The organism is Candidatus Krumholzibacteriota bacterium (assembly GCA_016932415.1).
Lineage (GTDB): Bacteria > Krumholzibacteriota > Krumholzibacteriia > Krumholzibacteriales > Krumholzibacteriaceae > Krumholzibacterium.
This window is the reverse complement of record JAFGCX010000020.1, coordinates 170179-187519: the sequence shown is the minus strand read 5'-3', so window position 1 is coordinate 187519 and position 17341 is coordinate 170179. Positions and strand designations below refer to the sequence as shown.

Annotated in this window: 18 protein-coding genes; 11 read left to right on the top strand and 7 right to left on the bottom strand. The window is 51.4% G+C overall.

Annotated features, from left to right (window positions below):
- Position 1: 1 nt before the first annotated feature.
- From JW814_08085 to JW814_08060, 6 genes are all read right to left on the bottom strand, one after another.
- Entirely contained in the window at positions 2-1429 is a 1428-nt protein-coding gene (locus JW814_08085; protein MBN2071400.1) for a TolC family protein, read from the bottom strand.
- Between the two features lie 133 nt (positions 1430-1562).
- Positions 1563-2033, bottom strand: a complete 471-nt coding sequence (locus JW814_08080) for a hypothetical protein (GenBank protein ID MBN2071399.1) — start codon at positions 2031-2033, stop codon at positions 1563-1565.
- Positions 2034-2047: 14 nt separating this feature from the next.
- Positions 2048-2368 carry a hypothetical protein gene (locus JW814_08075; protein MBN2071398.1) on the bottom strand — a complete coding sequence of 107 codons (321 nt, stop codon included), beginning with the start codon at positions 2366-2368 and terminating at the stop codon, positions 2048-2050.
- A gap of 23 nt (positions 2369-2391) precedes the next feature.
- Positions 2392-2979 carry an RNA polymerase sigma factor gene (locus JW814_08070; protein ID MBN2071397.1) on the bottom strand — a complete coding sequence of 196 codons (588 nt, stop codon included), beginning with the start codon at positions 2977-2979 and terminating at the stop codon, positions 2392-2394.
- Positions 2980-3021: 42 nt separating this feature from the next.
- Positions 3022-3687 carry a hypothetical protein gene (locus JW814_08065; protein ID MBN2071396.1) on the bottom strand — a complete coding sequence of 222 codons (666 nt, stop codon included), beginning with the start codon at positions 3685-3687 and terminating at the stop codon, positions 3022-3024.
- 83 nt (positions 3688-3770) lie between these two features.
- Positions 3771-4496, bottom strand: a complete 726-nt coding sequence (locus JW814_08060; GenBank protein MBN2071395.1) for a hypothetical protein — start codon at positions 4494-4496, stop codon at positions 3771-3773.
- 162 nt (positions 4497-4658) lie between these two features.
- Between JW814_08060 and JW814_08055 the strand changes: the two genes are divergently transcribed.
- From JW814_08055 to JW814_08035, 5 genes are all read left to right on the top strand, one after another.
- Positions 4659-5051, top strand: a complete 393-nt coding sequence (locus JW814_08055) for a BlaI/MecI/CopY family transcriptional regulator (protein ID MBN2071394.1) — start codon at positions 4659-4661, stop codon at positions 5049-5051.
- Positions 5052-5053: 2 nt separating this feature from the next.
- On the top strand, positions 5054-6727 hold the full coding sequence (locus JW814_08050) for a tetratricopeptide repeat protein (protein ID MBN2071393.1): 1674 nt from the start codon (positions 5054-5056) through the stop codon (positions 6725-6727).
- A 320-nt stretch (positions 6728-7047) separates the two neighbouring features.
- Complete coding sequence (dprA, locus tag JW814_08045; protein ID MBN2071392.1) at positions 7048-8235, top strand: DNA-processing protein DprA; 1188 nt, start codon at positions 7048-7050, stop codon at positions 8233-8235.
- Positions 8236-8262: 27 nt separating this feature from the next.
- Entirely contained in the window at positions 8263-9396 is a 1134-nt protein-coding gene (locus JW814_08040) for a DUF362 domain-containing protein (protein ID MBN2071391.1), read from the top strand.
- A gap of 28 nt (positions 9397-9424) precedes the next feature.
- Complete coding sequence (locus JW814_08035; GenBank protein MBN2071390.1) at positions 9425-10372, top strand: lysophospholipid acyltransferase family protein; 948 nt, start codon at positions 9425-9427, stop codon at positions 10370-10372.
- Between the two features lie 3 nt (positions 10373-10375).
- On the opposite strand, the gene JW814_08030 is transcribed toward JW814_08035, so the two are convergent.
- On the bottom strand, positions 10376-10705 hold the full coding sequence (locus JW814_08030) for a DUF3467 domain-containing protein (protein ID MBN2071389.1): 330 nt from the start codon (positions 10703-10705) through the stop codon (positions 10376-10378).
- Between the two features lie 243 nt (positions 10706-10948).
- Between JW814_08030 and JW814_08025 the strand changes: the two genes are divergently transcribed.
- The 6 genes from JW814_08025 (at position 10949) to sucC (ending at position 17334) form a co-directional block, all read left to right on the top strand.
- A complete protein-coding gene (locus tag JW814_08025) occupies positions 10949-12445 on the top strand; it encodes a sodium/proline symporter (protein ID MBN2071388.1) in 1497 nt (498 codons plus the stop codon).
- Positions 12442-13104: a hypothetical protein gene (locus JW814_08020; protein ID MBN2071387.1), complete on the top strand. Its 663-nt coding sequence runs from the start codon at positions 12442-12444 to the stop codon at positions 13102-13104. Before JW814_08025 ends, JW814_08020 begins: the two co-directional genes overlap by 4 nt.
- Before the next feature lie 196 nt (positions 13105-13300).
- Positions 13301-14278 (top strand): D-glycero-beta-D-manno-heptose-7-phosphate kinase, encoded by a 978-nt coding sequence (rfaE1, locus tag JW814_08015; protein ID MBN2071386.1) that lies wholly within the window; start codon positions 13301-13303, stop codon positions 14276-14278.
- A gap of 4 nt (positions 14279-14282) precedes the next feature.
- Positions 14283-14765 (top strand): D-glycero-beta-D-manno-heptose 1-phosphate adenylyltransferase, encoded by a 483-nt coding sequence (rfaE2, locus tag JW814_08010; GenBank protein ID MBN2071385.1) that lies wholly within the window; start codon positions 14283-14285, stop codon positions 14763-14765.
- A gap of 80 nt (positions 14766-14845) precedes the next feature.
- Entirely contained in the window at positions 14846-16162 is a 1317-nt protein-coding gene (locus JW814_08005) for a GTPase (protein ID MBN2071384.1), read from the top strand.
- A 38-nt stretch (positions 16163-16200) separates the two neighbouring features.
- Entirely contained in the window at positions 16201-17334 is a 1134-nt protein-coding gene (gene sucC, locus JW814_08000; GenBank protein ID MBN2071383.1) for an ADP-forming succinate--CoA ligase subunit beta, read from the top strand.
- Positions 17335-17341: the final 7 nt, after the last annotated feature.

Here is a 17341-nt window from a genome sequence, read left to right as displayed (position 1 = left end):
ATCATTCCTTTTCTTCCAGCCAGCTGCCGCCGAGTGCTCGATGCAGGGCGACCCTGTTGGTCATTATCGCAAGGTCGGTAAGGACAAGACTCTGTTCGGCGATGAACCTTGCCTGCATCGCGTCGAGTACGGTCAGATAGCTTATGAGCCCTCTCTGATATCTTTTTTCGGCTATTTCCTGAGTGCTTCTTGCCTGGCGCAGGAAGACAATGACCTTTTCCCTTCTCCTGATCTGCTGCTCCCGAGTGAGAAGGGCGGCTTCCACTTCCGAGAAAGCGTTAAGGATCACTTTAGCGTAACTGACGTATTCCTGCTGATATTTCGCCCACGCGGCATTTTTTTCAGCGGTAAGCCTTCCTGAACTGAAGACAGGCTGGGTTATACCAGCGATTATGTTCCAGAGGAGGTTCCCCGGCCCGGTCAGGTCTGTGAGCTGGTCGCTGGCGTAACCGTAATTTCCGGTGAAGGTGATCCTGGGCAGAAGGTTGCTCCTGGCGACGCCTACTCTGGCGGCAGCCGCTCCAAGCCTCGCCGCTGCGCTTCTGATGTCGGGCCTGTTCTCAAGAAGGTCTGAGGGAAGGCCTTCGGGAACGGGGGAGAGGGTTCTGAAGTAATCCTCAGGTTGTTTCTTCGGTGGACTGGTCGCGGGATATTTTCCCGTGATGATGCGGAGACGTTGCTGATTGATCCCGAGTTCCTGCCTGAGAAGTGGCAGGTTCGATTCAGCACTCGCGAGATTGCGCTTCGACTGCTGAAGTTCAAGAGTCGATACCAGTCCCTTGTTGTAACGATAGGTCATTATTTCGACGTTATTCTTATATCTGGAGATAGTCTCCTCTGATATGGCGATCCGTCTTTCAAGAGCCTCGATCTGGAGATAGATCGATATCGCTTCGGAGATTATCCCCTGCACAATAATATTTCTGTTTTCGATCGAGGAAAGAAGGTCGAAGCGGGCGGCTTCATCGGCCATCGATAATTTTCCCCAGAGATCGAGTTCGAACGAAGCCGCGGCGGATAGATTATACGAGTCAGTTTCTTCTCCCCCCGAGATCCCCATCGGAGTCGATATTTCCGGCGTCAACTGGCGCTGGTAACTTCCGTTCAGTGAGACCGAAGGCAATCTCGCCGAGCGGGTCTGTGACGATCTCGCCTGCATTTCCTTTATAACCGCGCTGGCGACCTGAATATCGAGGTTTCTTTCGATCAGGTCTTCTACGAGAGTATCGATATCCGGATCCTGAAAAACGGTCCACCATTTGTCAAAATCTGCCGGGGATGAACTGTCTGCCAATGATCCTTCATAGGTTGAAGGGATCTCGACGAGGCGGGAAGCATGGCTATCGATACCAGGTTTTAAAAGCCCGGTTCCGCACGAGGAGACCGTAATGAGTATGAAAAGAAGATATATTATCAGTTTCACAGTCAATTTGAACTTACCGGATCCTTTCATTATGCCGATGATTCATTCAATAAAAGATTATAATCAAGCCGGCGGGAAATTGAAATGGAGTTTTTTCAATAGACACCGGAATACACTGGTCGATGATCATATTCCGCCGTCAGATGCTGTCTGACGGCTGCCGCGGATGATGCCGCTTGCGTATCTTTCTGTCTCCTGGCCTGTGAGCTGGAGAATGCCGATGGATCCTTTTTTCAATAGTCTTCCTGATTTCCGAATATCTTCTGTCGAATTCCCTCTGCTGCTCCTCGGTTAGAAGAGCCATGATCTGCGAAGTCTGCGATTCGAAGAACTGGTCCATTGTCTCGCGGAACTCTCCGGCGATCGTTTCGATCCTTGAATTGTTATCGTTCATGATCGAATCTATCCGCGCTCGCTGAAGGTCGGAGAGGTCTATGTCCCTCGTGACTTCCATTACGATCCTTCGGTTTGCTCTCGGAGGCCCTCCTTCCATGAATCCCATGACATGTTTTTTTATGACGAACGTGGAAACAGCCACCCCTATGACAGCTCCTGAAAAGAAAATAAGCGCCATCGCCGACCATACCTTGAGATTTTTCATATTCCTCATCTTTCCTTTCCGGCCTATACAAACGGGGGAGAAAGTATAAAACCTGCGGGGTCTTCCAGGAAAAGAAGGGCAAGATCCCTGTACGGCATAACATCGCTCGACAAAACATATATCAGGAAAAACAGGGTCAATCCCGTGGCGATCATGGAGAAACGCCAGATCAACCTTCCATGGGTTTCAAACAATGATCTCTGTCCAGCCTCGTCCGCGGATATCCTAATCTCTCTCATTATGCGGTTTTTCCACTGAGGATCGACAGAGACCGTCTTTCCACTCTTCCAGGAAGAAGCCAGTTCTTTTTCTATTCCGTCTATTATTTCTTTTCGGGATCTCATCGGATACTTCCTTGCAAATCCTGTCAATCGATGACCTTCTCCAGCAATTTCCTTAATCTGTTTCTCGATCTGAATGCTCGTATCTTCACTTTGCCTTTGCTCCAGCCAAGCGTGAGTGCTGCTTCACTGACGGAAAAACCGTCAAGATGAACCAGTTCGAGGACAGCTCTGTCGTCCGGGTCGATCTTTTCAAGTGCCCACATCAGGATCTCTCTGGCTGTCTTCTTCGATTCTTCCCTGTCGAAAGAATCTTTCGCGGTTTCCGAAGTGAAACGGTCAAGCCATTCCTTCTGTTCGGTTTCAAGAGTATTCATCGGCGATTCTTTCGATCTGTATCTTTCGCGCCAGTAATCGTGACAACTCCGGACGGCGATCCTGGCGAGCCAGTTGCCAAATGGGCTTTCTCCCCTGAATCCGGCAAGCGATCTGAACGCCCTGATAAAAACTTCATGAGCTACCTCTCCGGCGTCTTCCGCCGGTATTCTTCTTGATACGATCCTGAGGATCTCTTCACTGTACCTGTCTATCAATCTCCCGAAAGCGTCATGGTCCCCACCCAGCACCTGGCTGATGATATCCCCGTCGGCGGCTTTTAACTGTTCGTCGGTCATCTGTATAGCACCAGGCGCTGAATGAGTCCACGTTACAGGATACTATCTGTCTTCACTTTCTTCATTATCGAATAATTCTTTTCTAAGTTCCATACGGATCTCGTGGAATCTTTCGATCTGCTCTTTGGTCAGGATCTCCTCGATCCGGGCGATATGGCCATGATTGCCGCCGCGAACGCCACGATCATCCCTGAAACGGAGGTTTTTTCCGGAATCGCATACTTTGCCGTTATGATAAGAACGATCAGGTCTGCGCGCGGCCCCGCGATTACGGTCAATGGAGTGGTCCTGGCAGCATCGGTCGCTCATCTGGCGATGATGACGAAGCGCCATGAGTTCATGCCGGCGAGCTTCGTGCCGGTGAAAGTCCATCCGAACCTTCCGATGGGCTGACCTGCCAGAGAGGCGATATCCGTCTCTGCGCTCGAACCGTTCTCCCATCCTCATTCCCATGCCTTCTTCAAGAAGAGGAAGTATCCTTGTTTTCTGATCCTCAGTCAAATCGAGTCTCTCTATTATACGGGCGACGTGCTCACTGTGGATCGTTTCCCTTTCTTCCATCGTGTGCCTTTGCCGGCCACTCCTGGATGCGTACAGGTTTCCGGCAAGGCCGGCGATGATAAGCGAGATCAGAAAGGTGATGGAGACCTTTCCGGCCAGGCGGGAGGATCTTTTCGGGTTCCTTTTCATGCTGTTGTCGGTATTCATTTTATCTTACCTCTTTCTTGTTTGAATTAATGCCAGATATCAGTGTGCCGTACAAGCTTTAAAGCTCACGACAGATCTTTCTTTCAGAATCTCCTTTCATCGTCTTTATTCATCTCTCCTGATCCACCGGGGCCGGGACGCGTCGAACGCATTTTTTCCCGTCTTTCCTCGTGGATCTTAGTGTATTCGATCATCTGATCGTCGTTCAGTATTGCGCGAAGGCTCTCTTCGATCTCGGAATCGATCATTTCCATCCTCTTTCGCATATCGGCGAAACCACCGCGGCCTCTGTCCTTTCTTCCCTCCATCAGGGCGTTTATCTTCTCCGATCGTTTTTCAAGGATCTCGATGACTTTTTCCTCCTGGTCACCAGTCAATTCAAGACGCTCGATGATCAGATCGATCTCATCGGTACGCATTTTTTCGCGGTGTTCCCTTCGCGCCGATCCGATATGCTCTTCCCGGATTCCGTTGAAGGTCTCAAGCTGCTCCGGATCAAGGATCTCGATCAACCTGGTTTCGATATCCCTGTTCAGTCTTCTGATCTCGATCTGTCTGGATAATCTGTCGTTGTCGTTTTCCTCCGGGTATTTTTCAATGATCGATTTTCTCGAACTGTTATACTCTCTGTAAAGAGCGCTTATATTCGCGTCCTGATCGGGAGTAAGGGTTATGGTACTTTTTACCCTGACAAGTAATTTTGAATAATCGCTCTCGATCGCCCGTCTGCTCGCGTCCTGACCGGAGGCAAGGACGAAAGTCGACGTGAACAGTATTAAAAACGCCGATAAAATCGACATAAACCTCATATGAAACCTCCCTTATGACTATTCGCTGTAAAGAAGAACTCGTCTCTGCCATTAACGTCGAAGCGGGGAAGAAGGAAGTTACAAAAAAAATATTGACACATCCCTGACATAATGTTAAATTATACACATGTTAGAGTATTAACAATACAAAGGGAGGGCAGGATGAAGAATGGACCGAAGATAAGTGAGCTGACTAAGAGAGAAAGACAGATAATGGAAATCATCTACAAACTGGGAAGTTCCAGCGCCTCCGAGATCGTCGACATTCTCCCGGGCAATGCCGTCAACGCGACCGTGAGGACGATGCTCGGAGTACTTGAGGAAAAGGGCTACCTCTTTCACGAAACGGTAAAGGGAAAATTCATTTACAAACCGACGATCCCCCTTGGCCAGGCGAGAAAAAACGCACTCGATCATCTTATGGACTCGTTTTTTGAAGGTTCTGAAGCGAGCGCCGTCATCTCGATATTGAAGAGGTCTGATGCCAGGCTGACTGATGCGGATAAAGAAATGATACTGGAGTTGATAAAGAATACGAGAAAGGAGGGAAGGTAAAGATGATCGATACCATTATGGGCCAGCTGGGACAGGTTCAGTGGGCTGAGGTGCTGAGGCTGTTTATCGACGTTACGCTCAAGGGGACGGTCATCTGTGCCGGAGCCGCGATAGCAACGCTCGTTCTGAGTCGTTCGTCGGCTTTCGTGAGAAACGCGATATGGGTCTCGGTCCTGCTGGGACTGGTTCTTTTACCGGTTCTTTCACTTATAACACCGGTCTGGAACCTCCCGTTACTGCCTGAACCGGGCAGTTGGAATTCAGCGCGGGTCCTCGGTGATTTTGAATACCGTGAAGGTCCTGCTTCAGCCGGCCCTCCCGTCGTGACACCAGGAGCCGGTACAGCGGAGAAGAGCATCACGGGGAAAAATATCTTTGCCGGTACTCCCTGGTATATCTGGGTTTTCGCCGTATGGATGGCCGGTGTGGTGATTCACATCTGCTGGTGCCTGGTATCATGGGTCGCGATGCGCCGTTTTGTCCTCAATTGCGCTGAAGCCTCCCATGGCTGGAAAGATATCCTCGGTGATGTCGCCGGAGGAATCGGCCTGAACCGGACCGTACGCCTGCTGGAGTCAAAAAGGATAAAGGCCGCCATGACAACGGGTATATTCAATCCCGTAGTGATAGTGCCGGCCGATTCCGGGGACTGGCCGGAAACGCATCGCAGGCTTGTCCTTTCCCATGAACTTGTCCATGTGAAACGATGGGATGCCCTGATCGAGATCTTTACGCTGATAGTGACTGTGATCTACTGGTTCAATCCGGTCATCCTGTTCGCGGTAAGGCAGCTCAGGATAGAACGTGAACGGGATTGTGATGATGCTGTCCTCTGCGCAGGCGCGAAACCATCAGATTATGCCGAGCTTCTAATGGAAATAGCTTCCGATCTGAGTGGCCAGGCAAGGCCGGTGTGGCAGTTGTCAACTATATCCCAGAGCTCAAACCTTAAGGAGAGGCTGATGAATATCCTCAATACCAGGATCGACAGGAAAAGAGGTAGCCGCAGAGTCGCTGTGGTCACCGCTATCCTGGTCCTGATGATAACGGTTCCCCTTTCGACATCGGGCCTGTGGAATTCTCAGGCGGTCGCGCAGACTGAAAAAGAGAAAAAAGAAAAGACCGAACAGATGGAGAAGGAAAAGAAACTGGAGATCGAAAAGAAAAAAAAGATGCTCGAAGCGGAGAAGATGAAGAATATGACCGAGGAAGAGAAAAAAGCCTACGCGGAGCAGAAAAAGCAGGCCCAGAGGGAAAAGATCATGGGCACCTGGGAGAAGATATCCGCCGATGAAAACTCCGCCGCCGCCATCGTAGGCAAGGCTATCAAGAAAAAAGGCCTCGAAAACGGGATAAAGGTCTTCCAGAAACTCAAGTCCGATGGGCAGGAAAACATCTATTTCAAGGAAGGCGAGTTCAATACTCTCGGCTATGTCTTCCTCTATCACGAGAAACCGGACGAAGCGATAGGGGTATTCAAGCTGAATGTGGAAGAATATCCTGATTCCTGGAATACTTATGATTCTCTCGGAGAAGCGTATCTTGCTTCCGGAAATATTGAAAAGGCGAAGAAATATTACCAGAAATCACTTCAGATCAATCCCGAGAACAAGAACGGACAGATGGTACTCCAGAAGATCCAGAAGAAGATGGAGATGAAGAAAGAGAAGATCTGACAGGAGGCTCTTAAGAGACCGTGACCGGCTATCGGGGCGTTCCCGGATGGGATTTGGGATTTTCAATCGAATAAAGCCGGTCATGGCCTCATATGAAACCGGCCCGGCACGATCGGCCTGCACCCGATCGATTCGGGCCGGTCGTCCATCGGGCCTGTCTGATCATTGAGATCGACTCACTTATAAATATCCAGCGCAAGATTCAGATGGTATTTTCCCGCTGAAAATGGTAATAATCTGTTGTGGTCGACGGCTGGAATGCGCCGCACGGTTCCTTTCCGGCCGGATCCCGGGGTTGTGATGATGATGTGGAGGTGACTATGATAACAGGTTCCGACGACCTTCTCTCCTGGGTCGAGATATTATCCGTAAAAGGTATCAGCAGCCTTAAATGGTCCAGGCTCAACAGGTCATTGCCGGCCAGGCGAATCGTATCGATGCTGAGAAGTACGCCGGGCCGCAAAGAGCTATCCCGTCTTCTCGGCAGAAAAGTGACTCCCCCAGATCGAAGCTTGGCCGAGCGTCAGCTCCGTTTCGCGCGAAAGGACAACTGCGGGATCATCACGGTCTCGGACAGAAGATACCCTTCCCTTCTCAGGGAGATAGCGGATCCTCCTCCCGTGCTGTTTTACGCGGGAGATCCGGGATCTCTTGATATTCCCGCGTTCTGCGTTGTCGGTTCGAGAAATGCTTCGAGAAGGGGACTTCTTTTTGCAGAGAATATCGCTTTTGAACTCGGAAGAAGAGGTTTTACCGTCGTCTCCGGAATGGCAAGGGGGATCGACAGTATGGTTCATTCGGGAGCGCTCGAAAGCGGGGGAAAGACATGCGGTGTTATCGGATGCGGAATCGATGTTCCTTACCCGCCGGAAAACCTCTCTCTTTCGATCGAGATCATCTCGAACGGGATCATTATTTCCGAATTTCTTCCCGGCACTCCTCCTCTGAAATTTAATTTTCCCAGGCGAAACAGGATCATGAGCGGGATCTCTGTCGGGATACTCGTAGTTGAAGGCAGGATCAGAAGCGGCGCGATGAACACGGCCCGCTGGGCGGCGGGTCAGGGCAGGGAAGTCTTCGCCGTTCCAGGTCCGGCGGGCGAAGATGGTAGCGAAGGTCCGCACAGACTGATAAGGGATGGCGCGTGCCTTGTCGAATCGATAGATGATATACTCGCCGCGATTCCACGCAATGCAATACTGCCTTTCGATCGTTCGGTGGATCGATCGAACAATACCGGAGAATGCCTGTGCGAAGTAATGCCTTCCCTGACGGGTGATGAAAAGACTGTCCTTTCCTTCATCGGAGTCGACCCGAAACATGTTGATGAACTCATACGAATCTGTCATATTTCAGCGAATTCCATCCTGCCGATCCTTCTCAACCTCGAGATGAAGGGTCTCGTGGAAGCCTGCGGAGGTGGAAGATTCGCTGCGGCGTCGAAAAGACTGTCATCCAGGGCCGGAAACGAAGCTCTGGATCCACGCAGCCCCGGTATCGATCAATGATGATTAGAAATATCTGAAAAAACCGCTATGGATCGAAAAACTGAAAAGAGCATAGTATCCCTGGTCAGATGCGGTTCCTATGAACCGGAGAAGTTGAGGTCCGCTATGGAGAAGCTTCTCGAACCGCTCGGAGGTATCGCTTCTTTTGTCCAGCCGGGCCAGAGGGTTCTTGTCAAACCTAACCTGCTTTCGGCAAAATCTCCTGAAAGGGCTATCACTACTCATCCGGACGTTGTCCGGGTCGTCACGGCAATGGTAAGGGAAGCAGGGGGAGAAGTCTTTATCGGGGACAGTCCAGGAGGGGCGATCAGAGGCGTAAAGAGAGTCTGGGACAATACCGGGATGACAAATATGGCTCTGGAATCAGGTATCGACCTGGTCAATTTCGAGACTTCGGGACTGGAGGAGATCGTCAGAGGGAACTACAGGTTCTATATCTCGAAAGCCGTCCTGGAGGCCGACCTTGTAATAAACATCGCGAAATTGAAGACACATACCCTTACGCTGCTGACGGGAGGCGTAAAGAACCTCTTCGGCGTGATACCGGGTTTCAGAAAATCTGAACTGCACAAGCTTTTTCCGAAGCCTGGAGAATTTGCCGAAATGCTCGTTGAGTTGTACAGGCTGATTTCTCCCTCACTTACTATAATAGATGGAATACTGTCGATGGAAGGGAACGGGCCCAGTTCGGGGAGAGCGAAAAAACTCGATCTCCTCGCGGCGGGGGGCGATGCCGTAGCCGTTGACGCGGTGATAGCCGACATTGTCGGTTTCAGGGAAGGACAGATCGATACCACGAGGATAGCTGATGAGAGAGGAGTGGGGAACGGCCGTTTTGAGAATATCGGCGTGATAGGAGCCAGGGAGGTCACCAGGCCTGACAATTTCATCCTTCCCTCAAACAGAAAACTGAGGATGATACCACGGCCTCTGGCGAGAATGGTCGCTCCGCTCGTGTGGCTCAAGCTCGAGATAGCGACCGGAAGATGCATCCTATGCGGGCAATGCGCGAAAAGTTGTCCCGTCCAGACGATAAGAAAAGAGAGAGAGAGTTTCGTTATTGATCAGAAGGGATGCATACAGTGCATGTGCTGCCACGAACTCTGTCCGGAGGACGCTATAGATATCAGGTTCTCTCTTCTCGCGCGATTGTTTTTATAAGCTCACACGGGACGTGGTCACCGGATGAGTGGCATGGTCCATTGAAGTGGAGGAGGGCAAGATCGACCGGATCAAAAGAATAAGGCATAGACTGGAACTCATCGGAGTAAGGATCATGGTCTGGCTTCCTTCGCTGCTTCCCCTGCGGCTTTCAGTCAGGCTTGCCTCGATTCTGGGCATAATAGCATTTGATATAGTAAGAATAAGAAGGGATGTGAGTATCGAGAATCTTCGCAGAGCTTTCGGAGATCGATATACGCCGAAAGAACGAAGAAAGATAGCGAGACGGTCATATATCAATTTCGCGAAATCGATGATAGAGTTCGCGTCTCTGAAGAAGCAGCGAAAAAAGAGGCTGATAGAACTGGTCAGGTTGACCGGACGCCAATATGTCGATGACGCGCTGGACAAAGGAGCGGGTGTCGTCGTCGTAACCGGTCATTTCGGCTCGTGGGAATTTCTTGGAGCTGCCGCTGTCGCGCATGGATTCGAAGTCGATTTTCTCGTCGGACGGCAGGGGAACAGGATGGTCGACGCCCTTATGAACGATCTTCGACGCGGTGCGGGAATAGGTATTATCTCCAGGGGCGTCGCGGCACGCGGCATATTCAGGTCTCTGAAAAAGAAGAGGCTTGTCGCCCTCCTTTCCGACCAGGATGCCAGGAAACATGGCATATTCGTCGATTTTTTCGGTATTCCCGCTTCGACATATCCCGGCGCTGCCCAGTTTGCCTGCAGGACAGGTTGCCCGATCATATTCTGTTATATAGTAAGAAAGGCTGATGAGACCCACGAGACTGTCTTTATGCCGCCGATCGAAGTAGACAGAAGCGCCCCGGTCGATAAAGAGATCCTGAGGCTGACCGCGGCGCACGTCAAAGCGCTTGAGGATTGCGTAAGAAAATATCCCGACCACTATTTCTGGGCTCATAAAAGATGGAAGACCAGTCCCGATCCAGGGAAAGATCCGTCCTGAGATTCAGTTTTTTTTGTCCGTTTCGTCTATGACCGTTGACTGAAAACCTATCGTCGGGGCTCCCTTTATTCCCTTCATCTTGATCTCGCCGAAATTCTTCTCGTACTGCTCAACCGTCCTTGTCAGCACCGAAAGAAGGGATTTGGCTGATTGAGGCGTCATTATGATCCTTGAAAGGACCTTGGCTTTCTGGAGGCCTGGAAGCATCCTTGCGAAATCAAGGATGAATTCGGATGGGGTCGATCCGGTAAGGACAAAGTTCGAATAGATCCCTTCAGCTGTTTTCGGATCGAGTTCAAGCTGGATCTGTTGCTGCTGCGGTTTTTTTTCCATTGTATTTCCTTTCGCCGTAACTGTGGTAACTGTCAATGATATGATTAACAGATAATCGACCATCAGTCAACAACGCTCGATCAAGAGGCGGTGGCAGGCAAGTTGTTCCTGATAACTTTTTATTACTTGCCGGTCGACGCCAGTCTGGCATAAAGTCATACCTCCGGTCCGCCGTGAGGCCGCGTCCGCGATCGGGGACGGTCTGACCGTTGGGGATCGCGATATTGTCGGAAGGAGTCATACTTGAGAGAGAATTCCCAGATACTCGCGGTGATGGCAGGGTATCTTTTCTTCCTTGTGGCATGGGGTATTTATCAAGGCCGTAAGGTAAAATCAGATTCAGATTTCATGATTGCCGGACGTGATCTTCCAGGCTGGATAGCGGCTCTTTCCGAAAGGGCGACGGGTGAATCGTCCTGGGCTCTTCTAGGACTTCCCGGAGCGGCATACGCGACCGGATTGATGGAGGTCTGGACAGCCATAGGATGCGTAGCGGGAATACTCACAGCCTGGGTCGCTATCGCGTGGCGCCTGAGGAGCGAGGCCGAGAAATACAGGGTCAATTCATTCATAGAGTACATCTCCCTTAAGCACAACGATTTTGGAAAGTCTATCCGGACTGTCGGGAGCCTGACTATCGTATTCTTCTTTTTCTTTTATATCGGCGCGCAATTTCTTGGAGGAGGAAAGACTCTCCACGCGATGTTCGGGATCGATCCGCGATCAGGGATGATCCTTACAGCCCTGATAATCATTCCCTACACGGTATATGGAGGGTTCAGGAGCGTCGTCTACACGGACGCCGTGCAGGCGATCGTGATGATAACCGCTCTTATCGCAGGTCCTGTCGTCGGGATCATCACGATAGCAAACGCTCCCGGGATCTTCGCTTCAACGATACCGCAGGCACTATCGAAGGCTGGAGATTCGTACAGTTCGTTCACCGGGGCTACAGGTGGTTTCGCCGCGGGAGTCATCATTACCGGCGGCTTTTCATGGTTTTTCGGTTATCTCGGCGGCCAGCCCCAACTCTCGATGCGGTTTATGGCGATCAGGGACGCCAAAAATGGGAAGATGGCAAGAAACATCGGGATCGCCTGGACGATCCTCGCGTACATGGGAGCTCTCTCTATCGGCTGGATAGGACTGGCACTTTTCGGGCCGGGCGGACTCGATGATCCGGAATATGTCATGCCGGCGGTGATGCTCAGGATATTCCATCCGGCGATCGCCGCAGTACTGATCACCGGAGCGATAGCGGCGATGATTTCGACCGCTGATTCCCTGTTGATCCTTTCGGCGACGGAGTTGCATGAGAATATCATAAAACCGCTCAACCGGAGAAAAGCCGAAAAGGCAAAAAGAAACGATCTTTTAGTCTCGAGATTCGTGACCGCGATGATCGCTGTGGTAGCCCTCGGTGTGGCATGGTCGTTTCCACGCGCGCTGATACACAGGCTGGTAGGATATGTCTGGGCGGGGATAGGGAGTAATTTTTCGGTCGTGATACTCCTCTCTCTTTTCTGGAAAAGGTTCCACGGCAGGGCGGCTCTCGTGACGATCGTGACAGGTATGGTATTTACGATCATATGGATCGCTTCGGGAATGGACAAGGTCATTACCGCCCGCGTGATGACCTTTGCCGTCGCCAGTCTTACGGCGGTAGTTACTACCCTTTCCTTACCCGCGGGAAAGCAGCAGAACGCGGGCGCCGGCGCCGCGAGGGAGAAGACGCAGTGAAATCCTTCTTTCAACGATTATCCGATATAACGAATACTGATGGTGGGAAAGCCTTAAGAACTCAGGATGCCAGGCTCGTCCTTCTCGCCTTCTCTATCATTCTTTCGTCCGCTATCTTCGCGCCAGGATGCGAAAAGAGCAAAGAAACGATGAATATCGAGGATCTAAGGAGCGGACTGATAGATTCGGTGACCCTTGAGCTTCTTCCGGAAAAGGTGATCTTCGACGGTTTTTCTATCAGGACCCCGCGCGGATTCGACGTGCTGCACAGGGGAAAGGAGTTTACCCGGGAGAGGGATGACCTTGCCCTGGAAATCAAGGGAAAGGAGACGAGTTCAGTCCTTCTCTACAGGATGTCGACCGGTGGCAAGGTCGCAGTGCGGGAGTTCGTGGTTCTTGTCGGGGAGACCTCCGCCGGGGCGTTCGGGATAGAGACAGAGATCGAAAGTTATAAGAAAATCGTCTTCAAAGGCCGGCAGGCGATCGTCGTCGACGGGACCTGGGCCTCGCCTGGCGGAGAAAGTCCGCCTTTTCGCGCCATCGGGTTCGAATGCGGAAAATATTACTATATAATCAATTCTGTGATACGGTCAGGTTCAGGAGAGTGGGATCCCCTCCCCTGGAAGATGACGAATACATTTCAATGCGGTGATGATTAAAGATACGGGGGGAATTCAGATATATCTTCTTGAATAATAGAAATCTTCGGGGTATATTCCCGAAAGTGCGTTGTATAGTCATTGTCAGGCTGTAATCAATTCACACGCGATGAAAAAAATCCGGGTCTATCCCGTTGAAGTTGTAGAGGTGTCGGTCATCCACCCGGATATCCGGGATCAGTTGGCGGTAATTCAAATGAATCGTCGAAGAGTCAATCAGATCTGTTCCTCAATTGAAAAATCCTCGGTAGCTGTGATCGGCGATATAATGCTCGACAGATATTTCTGGGGGATGGTCGACCGGATTAGTCCGGAAGCACCAGTACCCGTGGTAAACGTCGAAAAGACCGACGTACGCCCGGGAGGAGCGGCAAACGTGGCGTGGAACCTTGTTTCTCTGGGATGCACTCCGAGGCTCGTCGCCATCCTGGGAAGGGATCCCCAGGCCGGCGAGATCAGAAGGCTTCTCGCCACGCAGGGAATATCGACAGAATTTGTAGTCTCCGATCCCGGAAGAGTCACTACCGAAAAAATCAGGATAGTAGCTCATCATCAGCAGGTCGTCAGGGCCGATTTCGAATCAGGCGAGCCGCTGTCGGCGAGGGTCGTCGGGAAGATACGTTCCGCGGTGCGAAAGGCGGTAAGCTCATCGGGAGCGGTGATCGTATCGGACTACGGAAAAGGCGTGGTATCGATGGATGTGATGGATACTGTCAGGGGGATATGTGAAGAAGAGGATATACCTCTTCTTATCGATCCGAAGGAAGGGCATTTTGAACTTTACAGGAAAGCCTGGGGGCTTACACCGAACCTGATGGAAGCCGGAGGTTTTTACAATATAAGGATCCAGACTGATGAAGAACTCGATATGGTGGGAAGATCACTCCTCGAGGACCTTGGAGCGACGGTCGTTCTGATTACAAGGGGAGAGCAGGGGATGACCCTTTACGAAAGAGGGAAGGATCCGAGACATTTCCCGACGATGGCGAGTGAGGTATATGATGTCACGGGAGCCGGTGATACGGTGATCAGCGTACTCGCTGCAGGGCTAGCGGCGAAGGCGCACGTATATGACGCGATTGAAATGGCAAACGCCGCCGCCGGTATCGTTGTAAGAGAGCTGGGTACGGCGACAGTCAGCAGAAAGGAACTGGCGGGATCCTTTCCCGTATAACGGTATGATCAGTGAACAGGAGAGAGTCATCGTACGCGGCAGGCTCGCGCGGTTCAGAAAAGAAAACTCGGCGCGCCGGATAGTCTTTACCAATGGCTGTTTTGATATTCTCCACCGGGGGCACGTGACCTTGCTCGAAAAAGCCCGGGAGATGGGTGACATCCTTGTAGTCGGCGTGAACAGCGACAGGTCGATCAGGCGTCTCGGCAAAGGAAAGGACCGGCCAGTCGTTGAGGAAAAAGACAGGGTCTTCATGCTTCTCAGCCTTCGCGCCGTCGATTATGTCACAATATTCGATGAAGATACGCCTCTCGAGACTATAGAGGCTCTAAGTCCCGATATCCTGGTCAAGGGTGATGAATATCCGATCGGGGATATTGTGGGAGCCGATTTCATGGAGAAGAGAGGCGGGAAAGTTGAAAGGATAAAAATGGTGGAAGGTCTTTCGACCAGCAGACTGATAGATAAAATGAGGGAGGGTTCTTAGACGACACTGGAAAGATTCTGTTTTATGCCGGTTTGATGTTTTTTATTTGTCAATGACGATCGATGGAGGTAGAGACAGATATGAGTAGAAGAAGAATGCTTATCATGGGCGCGGCAGGAAGGGATTTTCACAACTTTAACACCCTTTACCGGGATGATGAAACGGTCGAGGTAGTCGCCTTTACCGCGACGCAGATCCCCGATATCGATGACCGTAAATATCCCGCCGAACTGGCCGGAAGCCTTTATCCAGATGGGATACCTATCTATCCTGAAGAAAAACTCGTGGAACTGATAGAAAACGAAAAGATAGAAGAGGTCTTATTCGCTTACAGTGACGTCACGAGCCAGTATGTGATGCAGAAAGGACAGCTTGTCAATGCCCTCGGAGCTCATTTCACGATTGCCGGCGCTGATCCCACGATGATAAAAAGCACAAAGCCTCTTATCTCGGTCTGCGCGACCCGTACCGGATGCGGAAAGAGCCAGACGACCAGGACAGTGGCGAAACTTCTTCTCGAAGCGGGCAAAAAGGTCGCGGCGATCAGGCACCCGATGCCTTACGGGAATCTTGTAGAACAGAAGGTGCAGAGATTCGCAAGTCTGGATGACCTTAAAAAACACAAGTGCACAATCGAGGAGATGGAAGAATACGAACCTCATATCGTCAATGGCATCATCATATACGCCGGCGTCGACTATGAAGCTATCCTCAGGGAAGCGGAGAAGGAAGCCGATGTGATCCTCTGGGACGGCGGAAACAATGATATGCCTTTCTACAGACCGGACCTGAGCATCGTGGTAGTCGATCCCCACAGGCCTTCGCATGAACTCGACTACTATCCAGGTTTTGCCAATCTTCTCATGGCTGATGTCATAGTGATCAATAAGATCGATACGGCCGATCTAGAGGGGATAGAGGAGGTCAGGGAAAATATCGACCAGTTTAATCCAGGCGCGATCGTCGTCGATGCCGCTTCACCTTTAAGCGTTGACAAGCCTGAACTTATCAGGGGCAAGAAAGTCCTTTGCGTCGAGGACGGGCCGACTCTCACGCACGGCGGCATGAAGTACGGAGCCGGCATAATGGCCGCCCTGAAGTTCGGTGCCAGCGAACTCGTCGATCCAAGACCCTGGGCGACCGGCAAGATCGCCAGGACATTCTCGAGATATCCCGATGTCGGCACACTTCTGCCGGCGATGGGATATGGAGATGAGCAGATCAGGGACCTGGAGGCGACGATAGCCAAAGTCGAATGTGACACGGTCATCATCGGGACACCGATCGATCTCAGCAGGGTAGTCAAGATCTCCCAGCCATGCGCCCGGGTGAAGTATGATCTCTGCGAGATCGGCCATCCGAACCTAAGGGATGTCCTGAAAGATTACCTGAAGTAGGGAGTTTGACATATATAATTCAGGAGTGGAGGTCAGAATTGAAGATCCATGAAGGTGACGCGAGGGGGATATTTACCAGGTTCGGTCTTCCCGTACCACCAAGCTGTTTTGTAACAGAAGCTGAAGACGCAGGCCCTGCGGCTGAGGATCTCGGTTGCCCGGTCGTCGTAAAGGCCCAGGTCCTCGTCGGTGGCAGGGGGAAAGCTGGAGGAGTCAAACTCGCTTCAAGTCCCGCTGAAGCAGTCGAGAAAGCCAAAGCGATCCTGGGGATGGATATCAAGGGCTTGAAAGTTGAAAAGATCCTCATCGCGAAAGCGGTCGATATTTCGGAGGAATTCTATGTCGGAATGGTCGTCGATCGCGTGACGCGGAAACCTCTTATGATGATATCGCCTGCCGGCGGGATTGACATCGAGGAAGTAGCGAGGTCGACTCCGGAGAAGATACTCAAGGTAGTCATAGACCCGGTGACGGGGCTTCTTCCATTCCAGACAAGAAAGATGGCCTCTTTCCTGACCAGCGACAAGGATGTGGCTAAACAGCTCTCTCCTGTCTTCAGGTCGCTCTACGAAGCGTTCATGGAGATCGATTCGTCACTTGCAGAGATCAACCCGCTTGTCGTAAGTCCCGATGGAAAGGTCTGGGCGATCGACGCGAAGATCAATATCGATGACAACAGCCTTTACAGGCACAAGGAGATCGAGGCGCTCAGGGATGATTCGGCTGAGGATGCCGGAGAGGTCGAGGCGAGAGAGGCTGATCTTTCATTCGTCAAGCTGGATGGAAATATCGGGTGCATAGTCAACGGTGCGGGTCTCGCGATGGCGACTATGGACATGATCAAGTACTACGGGGCTGAACCGGCGAATTTTCTCGATATAGGAGGTTCTTCAAACCCGGAAAAGGTGCTTTCCGCGATGAAGATCATTCTCCGGGACGAAAAGGTAAAAGCTATCCTTATAAATATTTTCGGCGGAATAACGAGGTGCGACGATGTGGCGAGAGGGCTTCTTGAAGCCAGGGAGAAACTCGGAATCGATGTACCGCTGGTAGTCAGGCTGACCGGCACGAACGAGAAGGAAGCGAGAGAGCTTCTTGAAGATACCGAACTGGAAAGCGCCGCCACGATGGATGAGGGAGTTAAGAAAGCAATCGAGATCGCGGGTTCGTGATCACTGG